Source organism: bacterium, from assembly GCA_026129405.1.
Lineage (GTDB): Bacteria > Desulfobacterota > Binatia > DP-6 > DP-6 > JAHCID01.
On record JAHCID010000002.1, the window covers coordinates 60,243 to 79,111 of the forward strand.

The 18,869-nt window shown below is 72.4% G+C and carries 10 protein-coding genes and 1 pseudogene; 4 read left to right on the forward strand and 7 right to left on the reverse strand.

Going from position 1 to position 18,869, the window contains the following annotated elements:
* Positions 1 to 141: 141 nt before the first annotated feature.
* The 4 genes and pseudogenes from KIT14_08650 to KIT14_08665 form a co-directional block, all read right to left on the reverse strand.
* Complete coding sequence (locus KIT14_08650; protein ID MCW5890608.1) at positions 142 to 2,271, reverse strand: hypothetical protein; 2,130 nt, start codon at positions 2,269 to 2,271, stop codon at positions 142 to 144.
* Positions 2,272 to 2,385: 114 nt separating this feature from the next.
* A complete protein-coding gene (locus tag KIT14_08655; protein MCW5890609.1) occupies positions 2,386 to 5,394 on the reverse strand; it encodes a membrane dipeptidase in 3,009 nt (1,002 codons plus the stop codon).
* Positions 5,395 to 5,753: 359 nt separating this feature from the next.
* Positions 5,754 to 6,287, reverse strand: coding sequence for a hypothetical protein (locus KIT14_08660; protein MCW5890610.1), 534 nt, complete (start codon positions 6,285 to 6,287; stop codon positions 5,754 to 5,756).
* Positions 6,288 to 7,088: 801 nt separating this feature from the next.
* A pseudogene (locus tag KIT14_08665) lies at positions 7,089 to 9,695 on the reverse strand (hypothetical protein).
* 255 nt (positions 9,696 to 9,950) lie between these two features.
* Here KIT14_08665 and KIT14_08670 point away from each other — a divergent pair.
* The 3 genes from KIT14_08670 to KIT14_08680 all read left to right on the forward strand — a co-directional run bounded on the left by KIT14_08670 (position 9,951) and on the right by KIT14_08680 (position 13,753).
* Positions 9,951 to 10,634: a hypothetical protein gene (locus KIT14_08670; protein ID MCW5890611.1), complete on the forward strand. Its 684-nt coding sequence runs from the start codon at positions 9,951 to 9,953 to the stop codon at positions 10,632 to 10,634.
* Between the two features lie 133 nt (positions 10,635 to 10,767).
* Positions 10,768 to 11,889: a hypothetical protein gene (locus tag KIT14_08675; protein ID MCW5890612.1), complete on the forward strand. Its 1,122-nt coding sequence runs from the start codon at positions 10,768 to 10,770 to the stop codon at positions 11,887 to 11,889.
* A gap of 1 nt (position 11,890) precedes the next feature.
* Complete coding sequence (locus KIT14_08680) at positions 11,891 to 13,753, forward strand: cytochrome C peroxidase (GenBank protein ID MCW5890613.1); 1,863 nt, start codon at positions 11,891 to 11,893, stop codon at positions 13,751 to 13,753.
* Between the two features lie 68 nt (positions 13,754 to 13,821).
* Here the strand turns inward: KIT14_08680 and KIT14_08685 are convergent, their stop codons facing one another.
* A complete protein-coding gene (locus KIT14_08685) occupies positions 13,822 to 14,721 on the reverse strand; it encodes a LysR family transcriptional regulator (protein MCW5890614.1) in 900 nt (299 codons plus the stop codon).
* Between the two features lie 152 nt (positions 14,722 to 14,873).
* Here KIT14_08685 and KIT14_08690 point away from each other — a divergent pair, with 152 nt between their 5' ends.
* Positions 14,874 to 15,827, forward strand: a complete 954-nt coding sequence (locus KIT14_08690; GenBank protein ID MCW5890615.1) for an alpha/beta hydrolase — start codon at positions 14,874 to 14,876, stop codon at positions 15,825 to 15,827.
* A 41-nt stretch (positions 15,828 to 15,868) separates the two neighbouring features.
* Here KIT14_08690 and KIT14_08695 read toward each other — a convergent pair whose 3' ends face one another.
* A complete protein-coding gene (locus KIT14_08695; protein ID MCW5890616.1) occupies positions 15,869 to 18,226 on the reverse strand; it encodes a DUF2135 domain-containing protein in 2,358 nt (785 codons plus the stop codon).
* 129 nt (positions 18,227 to 18,355) lie between these two features.
* Positions 18,356 to 18,844 carry a PaaI family thioesterase gene (locus tag KIT14_08700; GenBank protein MCW5890617.1) on the reverse strand — a complete coding sequence of 163 codons (489 nt, stop codon included), beginning with the start codon at positions 18,842 to 18,844 and terminating at the stop codon, positions 18,356 to 18,358.
* Between the last annotated feature and the right edge of the window lie 25 nt (positions 18,845 to 18,869).

Consider the following 18,869-nt stretch of genomic DNA (forward strand, 5'->3'; position numbering starts at 1 on the left):
CACGCAGGACGAAGGATTGTCCGCCGAGAACGAGTGGGAGCGGTCTCGCGCGGGCCGAACCCCGAGCCGGGAGGATGACCGGGGCGAGGCGGCCTGGTCGGAACGATTGCCGGCCGCGGGCGCTGCCGGCGTCCGCGTGCGCTACTTGCCGCCTTTGCGCGGCTTCTTGAAGGTCACGTCGACGACCGCCACGCCGGCGGTGCCGGCGTCGGGTGTGAAGTCGATCCGCACGGGCACGACGATGCCCTTCTTGCGCTTCTTCTTGAGCTTCTTCTTCCCGGCCTTCGCGAGCGTCACGGTGAGCGGCACGGTGCCCGCCGCCTCCACGCGCATCGACGCCGGCTCGAGCAGCGGCGGCGTCTGACGCTTCTTCCGCGCCGCAGCGAGCGCGGAGCGCGCCTGCGGCGCGGGCGCCGGCGACCCGGCGTTCAGCGTGCCCGGGCCCGGGACGGCGACGTTCAGCGTCGCCCGGATGCCGGTGCCGTCGATGATGGCGTTCGGATCGACGACGAGATCGCCGCCACCACCGCCCGGTCCGCCGCCCGCCGTCAGCGCGACCGGCGCGCTGTCGGCCTGGCCGCTGCCGAACGGGTTCGCCGCGATGACGTGGCAGACGAGCACGTGGCCGAGGTCGCCGGCCGTGACGGTGCGTGTCGCCACCGGCGACGACGGTCCCTGCGGCACGCCGTCGAGCAGCCACTGGAACGCGTAGCTCGTGGGATCGGCGGTCCACGTGCCCTCGTCGCAGGCGACGACGGTGCCGGCGTTCAGCGGACCGTCCCAGCCGATGACGGGCGGCACTTCGTTCTTCGGGATCGCCGGGTTGTCGTGCGTGAAGGAGGCGATGCGCCAGCGCGTGCCGTCGTGGACCTGCGCGACGACCGTCACGCGGCCGTCCTTGTCGACGGCGATCCGCGGCGCGTGCGCCGCGGTGACGCCGGTGATCACGGTCGACGGAACGGCGAGGAACTCGCCGTCCGGCAGCTTGTACGAGGCGTAGACGCCGGTGCCGAAGCCCGCCGTCTCGTTGCCGATCGTGCCGGCGCCCTGCGACCAGACGACGTGCACCGTGCCGTCGGGGTCGTAGGCGACGACGGGATTGCGCGCGACTCCCTCGCTGCCGGAGACGTCGCGCGGCGGCGTCACGCTGCCGATGCCGCTCACCTGGACCACGCGGATCCGGAAGACGCCGTGCTCGGAGTCCTGTGCCATGTAGGCGATCGTCGCCGAGCCGTCCCAGAACGTCGCGATCGCGGCTTTGTTCGTGGCGTTGCCGGTGTCGTCGTCGACGACCCGCGCCGTGCCGTCGCCGGTTCGCCAGAGCAGGAGCCGGCCGTCCTTGGGGGCCGTCGCGAGCACGCGGCCGTCGGCGGTGATGCCGAGCGAGGTGCCGAATCCGGGCAGGGGCAGCACGATGCCGCTCGTCGGCCACGACGAGGGATTCTCCGTGGTGAACAGCTCGGCGTTGGTCGGGTTCTCGACGTAGGTCGCGCGCGTGACCGCCACGGCCATGAGCGGGTTCGCGGCGGTCGTCCAGCCCGCGCTGCGTCCGGCGGTCGCGAACGCGGGGATCGACGGGTTCGCGTCGTCGTTCGTGCCGCCCTGGAAGTGGGAGAGGATGCTCGTCTGGGGATCACCCGCCGTCCCCGTCGGCTGCGCACCGGCGATGCCGGTGAGGCCGATGAACGTCCCGCCGCAGCAGTTGCGGTACGGATAGTGGACGACGCCGTTCCCGTCGGGGGTCAGGAACACGTGCGGCGTGTGCTCGTAGAAGAAGCCGTTCGGGGGATGGCGTCCGGCGAAGAAGTACTCGCCGAACCCCGGCGCGCCGCCGGGACCGATGGTTCCCGTCGCGCCTTCGACCACGGCCTGGTGGACGAACGTGCCGTCGCCCTTCGGCTGGTCACGATGGACGAGCCAGGCGGCGAGGAAGCTGCCGCTGCTCGCGATCCCCATCCGCGGTCCGAACGAGTAGACGCCGGGTGCGTCGATGGGGCCGCTCGAGATCGCGTACGGCGGCGACCATTCCCCCATGATCGGGCGCGACGCCATGACCGGGAACCAGCCCGTCGGCGTCTGCTCCGCCCACGTCGCCACGGGCGTCCCGTCGCCGAGCATGCCGAGCGACGGTGCGAGGGCGGTCCGACCGTCGGTGCTGAGATAGCTGGGAATGCTCCAGCCGGCGGCGACGGCCCCCGCGACGCGCGGGAGTGCCAGCGCGGCCACGAGGAGCAGCAGCAACGGTCGTACGCGCGCGCGCTCGGGCGTCATCGAGCGGAGCGTAGGCCGGGCAGGCGCGTGCCGCCCATACGCTCATCGACGTAGCGGGGATCGGGGCGCTCGGCGGCGAGCAGCCGCGTGAAGCCGGCACCTACGACGGCACGCCTACAGCACCCGCGCCGGTACGCACAGGATCGGCAGCAGCGGGCGGGCCGTCAACGACTGCGCGCCGAGCTGGGTCACGGCCGTCAGATTGCGCGACGCGAACGGTCTCCCCGCGTTGTCGACCCGATAGCAGACCAGCGCCCGTCCGGGATCGCCCGCGGCGCCGCCGTCGACGCCGGCCGGCAGACACAGCTCGGTCGGCTTCGACAGCATGCCGGTGCGGCTGCCGAAGGCATCCCGGATGGTGACCGCACGCGGCGTGAACGGCGTCGTCCCGGCGCTGGTGCGGGCGCGGTAGCAGCGGTAGGCCTCGAGCGGCGCCGTCGCCGCCGTCCCGTCGACCTCGGCCGGGAAGCAGGCGCGCAGCGGCTTCACCGGCGTCAGCGCGATGTCGCCGAATGCGTCCCGGAGTGCGAGGCGGCTCAGCGCGGGCGTCTGCTTCTTCGGCTCCTTGGTATCGTGGCAGAGGAGGTGGGCTCCCGCATCCGTGGCGATGCCGAGGCCGGTGTCGGCGGCGTTGCAGAGCGTGCGGACGTTCTTGACCAGCGCCGTCGCCGTGCCGAAGCGGTCGGATATGGTGATGGGGCGCGGCGCGAACCTGGGCTGACGCTTCGCCGTACGCGTCTGATGGCACTGGAGGTCGTCGGCGCTGCGGCCCGGCGTGCAGAGCGCGGCAGGCACCGTCTGCCCCCTCGCCCGCTCCCAGACGTGGATGAAGGCCTCGGCCGACTGGAAGAGGGCCGTGGTGTATTGCTCCGGCACGCCCATGACCTTCAGGTCCTCGACCATGTCGGGAAGCAGGCCGATGTGGGCCAAGCCATCGACGTTGTAGTCGAAGGTGCGCTGGCCGGTGACCTGGCGGTCGAACGTGCCGAAGCCCGCCAGCGCGAAGGGATAGGACACGCGCCGGTTCGCGCGCAGCTGCGCGCTGCGCTCGTTGCCGTCGTTGGCGCAGGCCTCGTGGCCGAAGCGCGGTCCGAAATGACCGGCGATGCCGTTGAAGTCGCTGCCCAACGCCACCGGCCCCTCCATGACGTCGACCGAGTACTGCAGCGCCTGGGCGAACGTCTTCGACGAGTGGCGGCAGTCGTTCGGCACGACGCCGTAGGGCAGCGAGTGCTGCTCGCCGCGCTTGTCGGTGTCCTGCACGTCGTCCTTGGTCATGGCGGCGATCATGCCGCCGACGCTTCGGATGCGGCGGAGCTGGGCCAGCGTGCGCATGCGCTCGTGGCGGATCGACGACGCGTTCAGGTCGAAGAACTGCACGTGGCTCGCCACCACGGGGTACTTCGGAAAGCGCGCCTCGGCGAGGGTGAGCGTCTCGTCGAGCGAGTGGTTCGACATGTGGTCGACGTCGATGATCATGCCGCGGTCCATCAGCATGCCGACGAACGTCTTGCCGAGGGGCGAGAGCCCGAGCTTGTTGCAGGTGGCGGTCTGCGGGTAGGGCGCGGGCAGGTCGAAGTTGCCGAAGCCGAGCAGGTTCAGGATGCCGGCGAGCGCGAAGTCGAGGTGGAAGCGGTATCCCTGCGGCGCGCACTCCTCGGCCTCCCACCAGCGGCCCTCCGAGACGCGGTTGCCGACGTGGATCGCGTCCTGCCAGGTGGCCGGGCTGCCGAAGCCGTTGTCGAAGTTGTGCACCGGGAAGACGTGGCGGACGCCGAGGTCGTAGTAGTGGTCGAGGCGTTCCTCGACGTAGGCCTCGTCGCACTGGCCGAACTTGCAGTTGAAGAGGTTGTCGACCTCGATCCCGAGCACGACGGCGAGGTTGCCGGCGGCGATCTCCTGGCGGGCCTCTGCCGGCGTCGTCACGATGCGGAACCACCCCTGGCCGGGGCCGCCCGATTCGGCGTCGACGAACGCCTCGAAGTCGCGCGCGAGTGCGAGCTGTGCGTCGATCGGCGCCATGGAATCGTTGCAGTCGACCTGGCGGAGCCGCTTGCTTCCCTTGCAGAGCGCCTCGTTGGTGACGGCCAGCATCGACATGAGCCGGAGCCCGCCGCGCCAGGCGCGCTCGAGCCAGCGGTAGTAGGTCTGCTGATGGGTCGTGGAGCGTGCCGTCGGCCAGCCGTTGAAGAGCGGGGCGCCGAGGTTCGAGGTCGTGCCGTCCTGGGTGCCCTGGCCGACGACGTCGTCGATCAGCAGGTGGTCGCCGTGGAAGAGCTTGGCGCCGCAGTCCGGGAGCCACGCGGGGCAGAAGAGCGGCGCCGGCCGCTCGCTGCCGTTGGCGTTGACGATGTCGAGGTCGGTGGCGAAGTCGTGCCGGAGCGCCGCATTGACGCCGCCCGCCTCGTCGTACGGCTTGCCGACGAGGACCGCGCCGCCGTGGGCGAGGTGCGCCATCATGTGGACGTGGAGGTCGGCGTAGCCGAGCAGCGGGCAGGCGGGCCGATCGTCACGGCTGCGGTAGTCGGCGAGCGAGGCCGGCGTCGAGTCGGTCGTCGGCTCGTCGATCGGCTCCATGCGGCCGCACATGTGCACGGCGTGCTGGCCGGTGGCGAGTGGCCCGCCGCAGAAGCAGTCGCCGGTGCAGCCGGGCACCTTGGTGAGCCCGTCCTGACAGGCCGGCGCTTCGCTGAGGCCGTCGCAGCAGGCACGCTGTCCGACGCCGCCGCACGGCGACGGCTGGATGCACGTGCCCGACGCGGCGATCGCGCCCGTCGCCGTGCCCCCGCAGTAGCAGTTGCCGTTGCAGAACGGCACCTCGACGAGCCCGTCGGCACAGGCGCTGCCTTCGAGGAAGAAGGCGCAGCAGGCACGCTGGCCGGCGCCGCCGCACGGCGTGATCGCCTGACAGGTGCCCGACGAGGAGAAGATGCTGTTGCCGCAGGCGCAGTCGCCGGCGCAGCCGGGAACCTCGCGGGCGCCGTCGACGCAGGCGACGCCTTCGCCGATGCAGCACGCGCGCTGACCGGGCTGGCCGCAGGGAGCGGCCGTCGCGCCGGCGGGAAGGAGAAGGGCGAAGACGGCGACGAGCGCCGCACAATGGAGACCAACGCGGCAAAGCATAACGGCACGATAACTCGCGGGCTAACCCGTTTGGAAGTCCAATCGCTGTGAGGATCGCGCCGGCGCCTGCTCGGCACGTGGGCCGGACGCTCGAAGAGGGTGTCGCGGCCGAGCGCGCCCCCTTCTCGGGGGGACTCATCGCCCGGATGGAGGGGCGTCCAGCCTGACGGGTCTCGTTGCCGAGTCGATCCGACGGTGCGAGCGCGAGACATCGTGGCGAGTGACGACGGACCGATGCCCGGGGTCTGGTGATACGGCCGACACCCGTCGACCCACCCGTGGGTGCGACGATCTCGGGTCCGCGGTCGTTGGTGGCTGTCTGTCCAGACTGCCCGGAGGGCGGTGTTCTTCCCGCGGGCTCATCCGCCCGGGCACGGATCGAGGCGCAAGGCCGCGGCGGTCTCCCTGGCCTCGCGCGGGTAGAGACCGATCGCTGCGGCGCCGCGCGCCACCGCATACTTCTCGACCTTGAGAGCGTGGATCGCCCTGACGGTGGGGCGGTCGTCGTGAAGCACCGGCACCACGCATCGGATCTCCCCGTTTCGCAGCAGCTCGAGGTGCGCTCCATCCAAGGAGTGCGCGACCGCCTTCGCGCGCGCCATCCCAACCCACTCGCCGTCTTCGCGGTCGACGATCCAGAGGCGCAGCTCCACCGGCCTGCCGGCGCTGTCGACGGCATGGAGCGACACCACCTCTTCGAGCTCCGCCATAGTCGCGTAGAGCCCGAAGAAGAGCACCACGGGGGTGGTCGCCAGCGCCAGCCGACCGAGCCATGGTGACGTGGCCGGCAAGACCAGGACACCGCCGAGCAGCAGTGCGCCCAACCCGCCGAACAGGTTCGCGCCGCGCGGCATCGCATACGGACCAGCGTGCAGGAGACGGACGGCGAACACGGCGACGCCGACGGCGAGGAGGCCGTAGCCGACTGCGTTGCGGACCTTGGAACGCGAGCGGGATTCCCTCACCGATGATCCTCCGGAGGCCGAAAGCTACCCCGCGCGGAACGGCGCAGTCGAGGAGTCGAGCCGGTCGTGTGTGCCGTGCGTGCTACGTCGGGTGCGAGTGCCTCTGAGGTACGTGTGGACCGCGGGGCGGGCGATCATCGGCACGTGCAGGGCTGACGTGGAAGAAGCCGGCCGTCAGGGCAGCGGCGGGCAGCCGTTCGGCGCCGGCGTGTTCGGCGCACCGAGGAAGCGGCCGGGCCGGTCGCTCTTCGCCGTCGAGCGTTGCTTTCCGCGCGGCTTCGCCGGTGCGGCCGCGCACCAGCCGCCGGAGACGAAGAGCCCGGGTGCGAGCGTCACCGCGACGCGGCCCTGTGCCGGCTCGTCGAGCGTATAGCCGAGGCCCTTCGCGCGCACGCGCAGCAGATCGGGACCGAGAAGGACGCTCTTCACGGGGCCGCGCCCGCGGAAGCGGTAGCCTTTGGCCCTGCGCTCCGAGCCGGCCAGCCGCCAGCCGTCTCGCGCGAGCGCGACGCGCGTCGCATCGGCGGTGAAGCCCGCGCCGTAGACCTGGAGCACGGCGCCCCAGCGGGTCGGATCGAACGCCGAGTCGCGCGGCGGCGGGACGACGCGCGCCGCGGCCGCGTCCTTGCGTGTCTTCGCCGCGAACGCCGCCGTCGCGGCCACGCGCCCGCGCAGCGCCAGCGCCGAGGTACGGATCGGGACGCGTGCGAGCGGCAGCGGGTCGCCCTCGGGGCGGCTTGTGGCGTCGGCGGGATCGGTGCCGGCGTCGAGCTCGTCGCGGTCGAGGAAGCCGTCGCCGTCGCGATCGATGGCGCGGCGCGGGCCCTCGCCGGGCGGCACGCAGGTGAGCGTCAGCTCCTGCCCGGCGATCGCGGCCTGCGCGACGAGCGCGCCGGCGGCGAGCGGCGGCTCGGCGCGGCGGTCGGAGACGAAGAGATCGTCCGCGACCGCGATCCAGCCGCGCGCCTCGCCGGCGAGCACGCCGTGTGCGACGAGATCGCAGTCGCCCGCGGCGGCGCGCGCGCGCAGCAGCGCGACGCGGTCGGCCGCGGCGTCGGCCGGCGTCACGGTCGCCTGCTGGCCGACGATCGGCGCCAGGTCGGTGTCGAAGGCGAGGAGGAAGGCCTCGAGCTCGCGGCGCTCGGCGTCGGTCAGCGTGAACTCGCTGCCGCCGAGGAAGCGCGCGATGGTGTCGACGCTGCCGTCGTGCGTAAAGCCGAAGCCGCGGATCTGCGGACCGGTCGCGGCGCCGCCGCCGCCGCCGAGCGCCGGCACCGGTGGGACCCCGAACATGCCCACCTTGGTGTAGAGATTCCGCAGGTGCGGGATCTTCATGAGCTGCGGCCCGCCCTGCAGCGCCGACTGGCCGTCGGCGCCGAACGCGCCGTCGCGCGGCGACAGCGCGTGGCAGGCGACGCAGTTGAAGCCGGCCTGGTCGGTGACGCGGCCGACGAAGAGGTCGCGGCCCGCCTGCTGCTCGGGCGACAGCGCGCCGTCGAGCGCCCGGTTCGGGTTGGGCGGGTAGACGATCTGCAGCGCGAAGTCGGCGAAGCGGCGCATGGCGGCGGCGTCGATCGGGCCGCCGCGGCCGAGGAGGCCGTCGAACGCGACGTCGAACGCCTCGAACGCCTGCGTCGTGTCGAGCGCGTCGCCGTCGTCGAGGTGGCCGCCGGTGCGGTCGCCGCGCCAGTGCATCGGGCCGTTCCGGGCGAGGCCGCGCAGGCTCTGCGTCTGCATCGGGCCCTTCATCGGATGGAACGGCTGCGCCTCGCCGAAGTGGATCGGATTGGGATTCGCGAGCACGGCGGCGTCGGGGTTGCCGAGGTCCCAGGCGAGGCCGTCGACGTCGCCGCCGAGGTGGCAGCTCGCGCACGACGCCTCGCCGTTGCTCGACGTCGCGCGCGCATCGTAGAGCAGCGGCCGCCCGGCGACGACGCTCGCCGGCTCGGGATTGAAGAGCGGCTGGTGGTCGATCTCGCGCCGGGTCGCGAGGTCGACGACCGACACCGCGTCGTCGAAGCGGGTCAGCACGTAGAGGCGCCCGCGCGCGGCGTCGACGACGAGGCCGCTCGGGCCGCCGCCGGTGAGCGGCACGTGATCGGCGACGTCGGGCGTGAACGTGCCCGCCTCGAGCGCTGCGGTGTCGACCGCGGCGACGACGCCGGAGCCGAACGCGGCCACCCACAGCGTCGCGCCGTCGGGCGAGATCGCGAGCGCCTGCGGCAGCGCCAGGCTCTTCTCGGCGACGCCGGGCGGGCTCGGCACGACGCCGTAGTCGATGTGCGGGTTCAGGTGGTGCGGCGCCGCCGGCTCGCCGTCGCGCAGCACGGTGATGCGCGACTCGTGCAGGCGGCCGCGCACGGTGCTGCCGCCGAGGACGCCGGGGCCTTCGAAGCGCACCTCGTTGCGCGCCTCGGTGCCCGCGACGTAGAGCGCGCCGCTCGTCGGGTGCGCCGCCATCGCGAACAGCGCGGTGCCGACGTGGGCCCAGTCGGTGGTGACGGCGAGCGTGGTCGCGTCGATGCGGAAGACGTCGCGGTCGGGCAGCGTGAAGCGCACGGCGTCGTCCCAGACGCGGCCGAGCCCGTCGCGCCAGTGCTCGGTGGCGCGGTCGAAGGCGACCACGAGGCCGGTCTCGGGGCCGGGAACGCCCTCGACGTTCGCGACCGGACCCGGGAGCCCGCCGGGCATCACGAGCGGGCCGAGCGCGCAGGGCGCGGCGCCGGGGCCGCCGTCGCAGACGGCGCCCTCGTGCACGATCGTCGTCTGGTTGCCGGACTGGAAGACGGCGGCGTAGACGGCGGCGCCGTCGGGCGAGACGGCGAGGGCGCGCGGCGTGTCGCCGAAGAGCGTGACGATGCGGACGGGCGTGGCGGCGTCGCTCGCGGCGTCGAACACCCACACGTCGGCGCGGCCGACGCCCGCGGCGCCGGCCGGCGCAGGCCCGGGGTGGTGCTGCCCGCGGTGCGCGGCGGTGACGAAGGCGCGGCCGCCGGCGAAGACGACGTCGCGCGGCTCGTCGCCGACCGGCAGCGTGCGCACGACGCGCGGCGCGCCGCCGTCGAGGCGCACGACGCTGACGCTGTCGGAGAGGTGGTTCACGACCCACACCTCGGCGTCGGTGCGTGCGGCGACCGCGACGGGCTCGAGGCCGACGCTCACCGAGCCCGTGTGGCGCAGGCCGCCGGCGCCGACGTCGAACACCTCGAGGCGGCCGTCGGGCGTGTTGGTGGCGAAGAGACGGCTGCCGTCGGGGGAGAGGGCGAGCGGCCGGACCTGGCTGGTCTCGAACGTGGTGAAGGTCGCGGCGGCGGGCCGCGACGCGACGACGCTCAGCACGGCCAGGAGGAGAGCCGCGGTCCGCACGGCCCGCATCGGCACAGAGGTAGCGCAGCGCGGTCGTGGTGTGAACGGACGCGGGCCCCTGCGACCACGTGTCGCAGCACCGCGAGCGGGGCTCGGCTGCATGCCCGGCCCTCATCGCCTTCATGGCGCCGTTCCGGTACGGAACCGCCCATGGCAGCCGCGACCCGGTCCTGCGACCACGTGACGCATCCCGCCGACGAGAAGCGACCTCTACGGTGCTTTGCCATGCGTCGGGCCGTCGTCCCCGCGGTCGTGCTGGGCGTGCTCTTGTCCGGCGGCATGGCCTTCGCGCACTCCGGTGGGCCCATCGGCGAGGTCACGAACGATGCGCTCAGCTTCGGCGATCCCGATCCGTCCGGGATCAGCTACGAATGGACGCTGCGCATGCACCGCCGGCAACGGGCGCAGCTCGTCTACGCGGTCGGAGCCAAGAGCTGGAGCGAGCCGTCCAATCCCGAGGGTCTGAAGGGATGGACCCATACGTCGAACTGGATCGCGCTCGATCTGCGCGAGAAGGCGAAGCTCGTCATCACGGTGGAGCGCCAGCAGGGCGTGGTCGTGACGAGCGGCACGACGGCGGGCGTCGCGCGCTCGGCGCTGGTGCCGGCGCTGTCGATCTACGACGGGTGGGACGACACGACCGAGTTCGAGACCCACACGTTCAACAACGTCGGCAACTTCTGGTCGACGATCGTCTACCGCGGCCACGCCGCGAATCCGAAGTCGAAGACGAAGGTGACGTACAAGGCGAAGCTGCCGGCCGGTCGCTACAGCATCGTCGTCGGCGGCAACCCGGCGTCGCTCGGCGACCCGAGCGCGTATCCCGCTGCGACCTGCGATCCGCTCGACCCGGTGTGCTACGCGTACACCGGGCTCCAGGGCTACCGCGTCATCGTTCAGACGCGCTGATCCGCCTCCCGCGGCGCGGCATCACACCGGCCTGCGACACTGTGTCACATCGCGGACGTCTCGGGCGGCGGGCTACGCTGCGGCCCGTTGCGACGCGCTCCGTCCACCCGGGGCGGTCAGGGGAGGACTGGACATGCGACTGTCGAAACATCTCGTGCCGGTGCTGGTCGCCGGCGTGCTCGCCGGAGCGCCGCAGGCGTTCGGGCACGCGACGTACAACGTCTCCGGCTACGGCTCCGGCCTCGGCGGCAGCACCAACGGCGTCGACGGCATGCCGGCGAACGCGTCGTCCCTGTGGACGAACGGTCCCGTCGACGGCCTCGTCACCGCGCTGCCCGTCATGTGGTACGCGGGCATGCACGGCGTCACCACGGCACGTACGATCCAGACGGGTACCGCGCCCGCGCCGTCGGGCAGCCTGCTCGCGCAGATCGAGTCGTACAACGCGGAGAACGAGCCCGACCTTCCGACCGACGCCGTGCTCGCCGTCGGCGGCAAGTCGTGGACCGACCCCGACAACGACGGACAGGGCTGGGGCCACGGTCTCGACTACGGCCTGATCCACGTGTCGCCGCTCGAGGACCTGCGCGGTGAAGGGCTCGTCAGCCTGACGCTCAACCTGGCGGACGATCCGAACGACGGTGCGACCGTGCGCCTCGCGATCGCGGTGTACGGCGGCTGGGACACGGGGGCCGGGGCCGTGCGTCACCAGACCTTCGTCACCGCCCCGAGTCCGGTCGACGACCCGCTCGGCACCACCGGGCTCGAGCTGCTCGGCTTCGCGATCGCGTCGGCCGCGGGCCAGCCGGTGACCCTCAGCATCCCGGTCACGCCGACGTACGAGGGCCACTACTCGGTCTTCGTCGGCGCGCTCGACGGCGTCGCCGGCCAGTACACGCTCACGATCTCGCCGGTGGTGAGCACCGAGCTCGCGCAGTGCACCGCCGACCTGGCCGAGAAGACGAGCCAGGTCGCGTCGATCACGGCCGAGCTCGCCGCCGCCACCGCCGACGCCGACGGCGACGGCGTGCGCGACGCAGCCGACGCCTGCGCCGACACGCCCGCCGGCGCGGTCGTCGACGCCCGCGGCTGCTCGCAGGCGCAGTTCTGCGGCGCGGTCGACGTCTCGACCAAGGCCGGCCGCAACGTCTGCAAGAAGTCGGACTGGAACAACGACGAGCCGCTCATGAAGAAGAAGCAGGCCGACTGTCGCTGGAACAAGGCGACCAAGCGCTGCGAGGCGACCACGCCGTAACGTGCGGCGCCTCATCGCAGCGGCGGCGGTGCTGGCGGTCCTCGCCGGCGCCGCCGCGGCCGCGGACGATCCGCCGCGGCCGCCGTCGCTGCGCACCGTCCCGGTGCCCGAGCCGGCGAACCTGGACGCGTTCGTCCGTGACCGCGCCGCGCTCGTCGTCCTCGGCAAGGCGCTCTTCTGGGACATGCAGGTCGGCAGCGACGGTGTCACCGCCTGCGGCACCTGCCACTTCCACGCCGGCGCCGACGCGCGCTCGAAGAACCAGCTGAATCCGGGCACGCGCCGCGCCCGGCCCGACGGCAGCGCGGATCCGGACCTCGCGTTCGGTCCGCCGCTCGGCCCGAACCATCAGCTGACGCCGGCCGACTTCCCCCTCTCGCCGGGCAGCAACGACGTCGTCGGCTCGCAGGGCATCGCGCACTGGGGCTTCGGCGGCTGGACGGGCCAGGCGCGCGAGCGCCTCACGGCGCTGCCGGACGAGACCGGCTTCCGCGTCGGCGACGTCAACGTGCGCCAGGTCGTCGGCCGGCATGCGCCGTCGGTGATCAACGCCGTCTTCAACCACCGGCAGTTCTGGGACGGCCGCGCGCAGAACGTCTTCAACGGCGTCAACGGCCTCGGCGACGACGACCCCGAGGCGCGCGTCTGGCGCGCCGACGATCCGCGCCGGCCGACCGCGGTGCGCGTGCGGCTCGAGGACGCGAGCCTGGCGTCGCAGGCGGTGATGCCGGTCGGCAACAGCGTCGAGATGGCGGCCCAGGGTCGCGATACACGGCACACGTCGGGCAAGTTCCTGCGCGGCCGCCAGGAGCTCGGCCGCCGCGTGCGCCGCCTGCGCCCGCTGGCGCTCCAGCAGGTGGCGCCCGACGACTCGGTGCTGGGCGCGCTGTCGCGCTGGCCGCAGCCCGGGCTGCGCGTCACGCGCTACGACACGCTGATCCAGCGTGCGTTCCGTCCCGAGTGGTGGCGGGCGCGGGCCCGCATCCGCGTCCACCCCGACGGCCGCAGCGAGGTGGTGCGGCGGCTCGACGGCGATCCGGCGACGCGCGAGTACACGCTCATGCAGGCGAACTTCGCCCTCTTCTTCGGGCTCGCCGTGCAGGCCTACGAAGCCATGCTGGTCGCCGACGACACGCCCTACGACCGCTTCATGCGCGGCGACGAGGACGCCATCTCGCCGCTCGCGATCCAGGGCGTCGACGTCTTCCGCAGCCAGACGCGCGGCCGCTGCATCAACTGCCACGAGGGCGCGGAGCTGACCGGGGCGTCGGTGCGCCGCGTGCGCGAGAGCCCGACTCGCATCCGCGAGGGCCAGGCGCTCGACCGCGGCTTCAACAACGTCGGCCTCGTGCCCACGCTCGACGACCTCGGCGTCGGCGGCCGCGACGAGCGCGGCAACCCGCTCTCGACCGTGCGGCGCCTCGCGGACCCGCCGCCCGAGCCGATCGCGAACGACGGCGCGATGAAGGTTCCCGGCCTGCGCAACGTCGAGCTCACGGCGCCGTACTTCCACAACGGTTCGCACCTGACGCTCGCCAGCGTGCTCGAGTTCTACTCGCGCGGCGGCGACGTGCGGCCGCAGCACGACGCCGCCGGCAGGCTCGAGATCGCCGGCCTGAACGTGCTCCAGAACACGCCGGAGGAGCTGGCCGCGCTGGAGGCGTGGCTGCGCACGCTCACCGACGAACGCGTCCGCCGGCGCCGGGCGCCGTTCGACCATCCGCAGCTCTTCGTGCCCGACGGGCACGTCGGCGAGGACGGCGCGGTGGTCGACGACGGGACGGGCGTGGCGCCGGATCGTGTGCGCGAGATCCCGGCCGTCGGGCGCGACGGCGGGCCGCCGCTGGCGGGGTTTCTCGAGTAGACGGCCCGCAGGCGGCGGGCTCCGGTGGCGCAGGTGCCGGGCGGCGAGGCCGCAGCGCCTGGCGCAGGTCACGCCGCGGCGAGCCGCGCCTTGAGCCGGGGCGTGATCCAGTCGACGAACGTGCGCACCTTGAGCGGCAGGGGGCGTCGCCCCACGCACACGACGCTGACGGGCCACGGGACGGGCTCGAAGGACTCGAGCGCGACCTCCAGGAGCCCGGCGCGCCGGGCCGCGGCCATCTTGTAGGACATCACCCTGGTCACGCCGATGCCGGCGATCGCGGCGTCGATGGCCGCCTCCGCGGTGTTGACGATGAGCCGCGGACGGATCGGGACCAGGATCTCGCGCGTCCCCTTGGTGAACGTCCAGGCATGCGGCGCGCCGAAGCTGTCGAAGGTGACGCAGGCGTGTGCGGAGAGCGCGCCCGGCGACTGGGGACGCCCGCGCACCGCGAAGTAGGCCGGGCTCGCGCACACGACGTGCCGGATCGATCCGACCCGCGTCATGATCAGATTGCTGTCCGGCAGGCGCCCGATCCGAATCGCGACGTCGAGCTTGCTCGCGTGGAGATCCTGCAGCTGGTCGCTGAGGAGGAGGCGCAGATCGACGTCGGGATACTCGCGCAGGAACTCCACGGCGATCGGCAGCAGGTGCAGATGGCCGAGCATCACCGGGGCGGTGACCGCGAGATCGCCGCGCGCCGTACGGTACTCGCCCGACGCCTCGCGCTCGGCTTCCGTCACCTGCTCGACGATGCGCCGGCAGGCCGCGACGTACGCCCGTCCGGCGTCGGTCAGGGTCGTGTGACGCGCCGAGCGGCGGAGGAGCGAGCTCTTCACGTGCTGCTCGAGCTCGGCGATCTTGCGGCTCACCGTCGCGAGCGGCATCCCGAGCTTGCGCGAGGCGGCGGACAGACTGCCAGCGTCGGCGACTGCGATCAGAACCGACATGGCGTCGAACCGGTCCATCGGCGCATCCTTCTGGGAATCGAGAGACGACCTCTCGTCTACCAGGACGTGTGCGGTGTGCGCCAATGAGCTACTGCGCGAGCATGTTCGCTGCACAGCAATCCCGAGCCCGCGCGAATCGCCCGGTGTGGCGCATGCCGAAGGCGATCCTCATGCGATCCTCGATCGTCGTCGCCGCCGTCGTCTGCGCGGCGGCGACGGCGTCCGCGCACGCCGCGGCTGCGCCGGGCGCGCCGCCGGTGCTCTACAAGACCGTGAAGGTCGGCGAGCTCGACGTGTTCTACCGCGAAGCGGGGTCCCCGACGGCACCGGCCATCCTCTTGCTGCATGGCTTTCCGACCAGCTCGCAGATGTTTCGCAACCTGATCCCGGCGCTGGCCGACACCTATCGCGTCGTGGCGCCAGACTATCCCGGCTACGGCTACAGCTCGATGCCGCCGCACGACCGGTTCGCCTACACCTTCGACAACCTCGCGAAGGTGATCGGTGAGTTCACCGAACGGATCGGCCTCGGGAAACACGCGCTCTACGTCCAGGACTACGGGGCGCCGATCGGCTACCGCCTCGCCGTCGCGCACCCCGAGCGGATCACCGCCATCGTCGTGCAGAACGGCAACGCGTACGACGAGGGGCTCGACAACGACTTCTGGAAGCCGGTCAAGGAGTACTGGGCGCAGCCGGAGAGCAAGGAGAAGCGGGACGCCCTTCGCGGCCTGCTCACCTACAAGGCGACGAAATGGCAGTACACGACCGGTGTGCCGAAGCCCGAGCTCGTCAGCCCGGACGGGGCCGCCGAAGACCAGTATCTGCTGGACCGCCCGGGCAACGACGAGATCCAGCTCGATCTCTTCCTCAGCTACGGCAGCAATCCGCCCCTCTATCCGAAGTGGCAGGAATACTTTCGCGTGCACCAACCGCCGATGCTGATCGTATGGGGGAAGAACGACCCGATCTTTCCGGCCGCAGGCGCGGAGCCGTACAAGCGGGACGTGAAGACGCTCGAGTACCATCTGCTCGACGCGGGGCACTTCGCCCTCGAAACCGACGGGGCCACCATCGCGGCCTTGATGCGGCAGTTCCTCGCACGGCATCTGGCGACGCGCTGAGGGGGGCCGGGAGAAGCCCGGACCCATCGAGGGCCGCGCTCCTACAGCGCGGGTTGCGCGACGTCGGCCCAGTCGGGTCCGGCCGACCCCGGCGCCGCGTTGCCCGGGCTCGGCACGCCGAGCACGCCGTCGAAGAACTGACGCTTCTCGTTCGGCGTCCCCTCGTTCAGCAGCAGGGTGACACGCCAGCGGACCGCGCGCGGCGGGGTGTCCTCGGCGGCGCGGTGGTCCGAGTAGTAGTGGACGCGGATCGCGTAGGTGCCGGTCAGCATCGGCGCGCCGGGATCGAAGCCGAGGAAGTAGTTCTCGGGGCCGATGCCGCTCGTGTTGTCGACGTCGAGCCGACCCCCGACCGACGTGGTCTTCCTGCCGTACCACGCGGTCTCGCCGTCGGGCTGGGTGACGTAGAGGTCCAGGTCGGCGTCCGACGCGTCCCACGTGAGGGTGGCGGAGATCGTCGTCCGCTCGGTCTCCGACCGGATCGTCGTCTCGGCGCAGCCGCGGCCCCCGTCCGGACCGTCCACGGCGACGCGGATGCGGTTGTCGCCGCTCGACAGCACGGCCTTCGTGGTGAAGGTGCCGCCGGCGACGACGACCGCCTGGGCCGAGCCGTTGAGCCGCAGGTTCCCGCTCGTCACGTCGGGGCTGCCGACGGTGCCCGCGACGGTGATGACGCGCTCGCTGGTCGTCGCCGCCGTCGGCTCGGTGATCGCGACGGGGATCGCGCCGCCGTAGGCGAACTCGCACGGGCATGCGCTGGTGTCGAGACGGATGTCGAGGATGCGGTCGGGATCGACGCGGTAGAACTTCGGTGCCGTGGCCTCGAAGTTGGTGCCGACGGCGAACGGGCGGAAGTTGTAGAGCTGCTGGATGGGCGTCCAGACCTGCGAGAGCGTCGATAGGTTGCCGGTGTCGACGGTGTGGAGCCGGGGCGCACCCTGGTTGTCCTTGCTGAAGACGGTGACGAAGCCGCCGCTCACGCCGACCGGCACCTCGACGTGCACGGACTTGCCGCTCGTCGGGCGCTCGTGCGCGATCACGCTGAAGGTGTCGAGGGCGCCGACGCCGATCTCGTTGCCGAACGTCCTGGCCAGGTCGCGGATGTCGTCGGCGGCGGCGCCGCCCGAGCCGAGGCGGAGCGGGAACCCGCGGCGCTCGGCGACGGCGTTCATGACGTTCTCGGTGACCGTACCGCCGCAGTTCGACTTCACGCTCACGTCGCCGATCGCGCGGTAGTCGGTGCCGCCGTAGTTGGCCTCGTCGTTGGCGCGCAGGTTCGCGAGCATCCGCGCGAGCACCGCCTTCTGGGTCGCGTCCGCCTCGAGGTCGATCTGCTCCTGCAGGTCGTAGAACAGCAGCGTGTAGTTCAGGCGAGCCGTCGTCTGCCGCCCGTCGGCGCCGATTCCGGTGACGAGCAGCGTCGCCTCGCACCGGTTCTTGGACTCGGGAATCGTGGCCCGCGGCGCGATCGCATTGGCGGCGGCCGCCGTCGCCGTCGTGCCCGCCTTCGCCTGGGCGATCGTGTCGAGCTTCTCGTCGATGTCGTACAGGAAGTCGTCCTGGAGACCGCCGAAGCCGCCCAGCACCTTGATCGTGTGGGTGACGAAGTCGGTGGCGAAGATCGTCGACGCGAAGAGGTTGACGTCGAGCCAGTCGGCGAGCGCGGGCACGGCGCGCGGATCGCCGATGCGCTCGAGCGCGAAGGCGTACAGCGAGAGCGGAATGTCGTGCGCCAGGGTGACGCGTTGCCGGAAGGGGGCGAGCAGGCTGTCGACCGCGCCGGGCCCCATCGCGATGAGCTGGCGCAGCTCGGGATTGTAGGCCTCGGCGACGGCGCGGATGAGCGTCGGCGAGTTCTCGTCGAGCATGCGCCGCTGGGTGTCGACGTCGTCGAGGCTGGCGACCAGGTCGGTGGGGCCGAGGCGCGTGGCGCGGAGCTTGCGGCGCTTGGGCTTCGCCTTCCTGGTGACGACGACGCCGGTGATGGTGTCGCAGGCCGGCGCCGCGATGGCGCCCTCGAGCTTCGCGCCGCGCGGGAGGTCGGTGCAGGACGGCCAGCGCGCGGACAGCCTGGTGCGCTTGCGGGCCGGCTTGATGGTCGCGGGCGCCGGGTCGCTGCAGCCGGCGTCGAAGGTGATCGCCCCGGCGTCGAGCGTGACCAGGGCCGCGCCCGCGAAGGGCGGCGTGTTCTCGATCCCGAAGAGGCCGGCGGGACACGGGACGGGCGCCGGCTTCTTCGCGACGGCGCGGTCGCTCACCGCGACCAGGAGGAGTCCGGCCAGGAGGAGTCCAGCCGGGAGGAGGCGACCGAGCATGGCCCGGGAGCCTACCGCCGCCAGACCGCCGGCCGCCAGGTAAATCGCCAGGTAGATCGGCGTGCTGAGTAGGGAGCGCGCCATGGAGTTCGAGTTGGCGTCGTCCGTCCGACGGCGTCGCGGGTGGGCCCACGCCGACCGCCGGGGCGGGCGTCCGCCGGCGCGAAGCGGACCAGCAGCGCGCCGGCGTTGCCCGGCGTTCTCGAGCCGCCGTCAGCGTGCGTCGCGCGCAGCTCGCATGAGCGGGCTCATGCGGTCGTGGGCGCCCAGCATCATGGTCGCCACCATCGTCGCGAATGGATCGTCGGGCGACGCGTCCCAGGCCGCGCCACGCACGAAGGCGACGTGGCGCGTCACCTTGTAGCACTCGACGCGCCCCACGAGGGCGTGCTTCGGCGTCGCGGCGCGCAGGTAGTTGATGCGCAGGTCGAGGGTGGCGATGGGCTTCAGCTCCTCGAGGGCGCAGGCCGCGGCGAGCCCCGAGGCGTGGTCGAGCAGCGTCGTGATGACGCCGCCGAACACGACGCCGCGCTGCGGGTCGCCGATCAGCTCGTCGCGCCACGGCAGGCGCACCGTCGCCGCGCCGGGTCCCGTCTCGACGACCTCGATGCCGATCCGCTTGCAGTGCGGGATGTGCTGCGTGAACTCGGGCCGGCCGGGACCGAAGAAGGGCTCGAGGGCGTACCGCCGCGCATCTGCCATGGACGGACCCTCGCGCGGATGACGC

Coding starts and splice junctions, on each gene's coding strand:
- KIT14_08695 (MCW5890616.1), bottom strand. CDS start 18,226: ATGGCGCGCTCCCTACTCAGCACGCCGATCTACCTGGCGATTTACCTG.
- KIT14_08650 (MCW5890608.1), bottom strand. CDS start 2,271: ATGACGCCCGAGCGCGCGCGCGTACGACCGTTGCTGCTGCTCCTCGTG.
- KIT14_08690 (MCW5890615.1), top strand. CDS start 14,874: ATGCGATCCTCGATCGTCGTCGCCGCCGTCGTCTGCGCGGCGGCGACG.
- KIT14_08655 (MCW5890609.1), bottom strand. CDS start 5,394: ATGCTTTGCCGCGTTGGTCTCCATTGTGCGGCGCTCGTCGCCGTCTTC.
- KIT14_08685 (MCW5890614.1), bottom strand. CDS start 14,721: ATGGACCGGTTCGACGCCATGTCGGTTCTGATCGCAGTCGCCGACGCT.
- KIT14_08675 (MCW5890612.1), top strand. CDS start 10,768: ATGCGACTGTCGAAACATCTCGTGCCGGTGCTGGTCGCCGGCGTGCTC.
- KIT14_08700 (MCW5890617.1), bottom strand. CDS start 18,844: ATGGCAGATGCGCGGCGGTACGCCCTCGAGCCCTTCTTCGGTCCCGGC.
- KIT14_08670 (MCW5890611.1), top strand. CDS start 9,951: ATGCGTCGGGCCGTCGTCCCCGCGGTCGTGCTGGGCGTGCTCTTGTCC.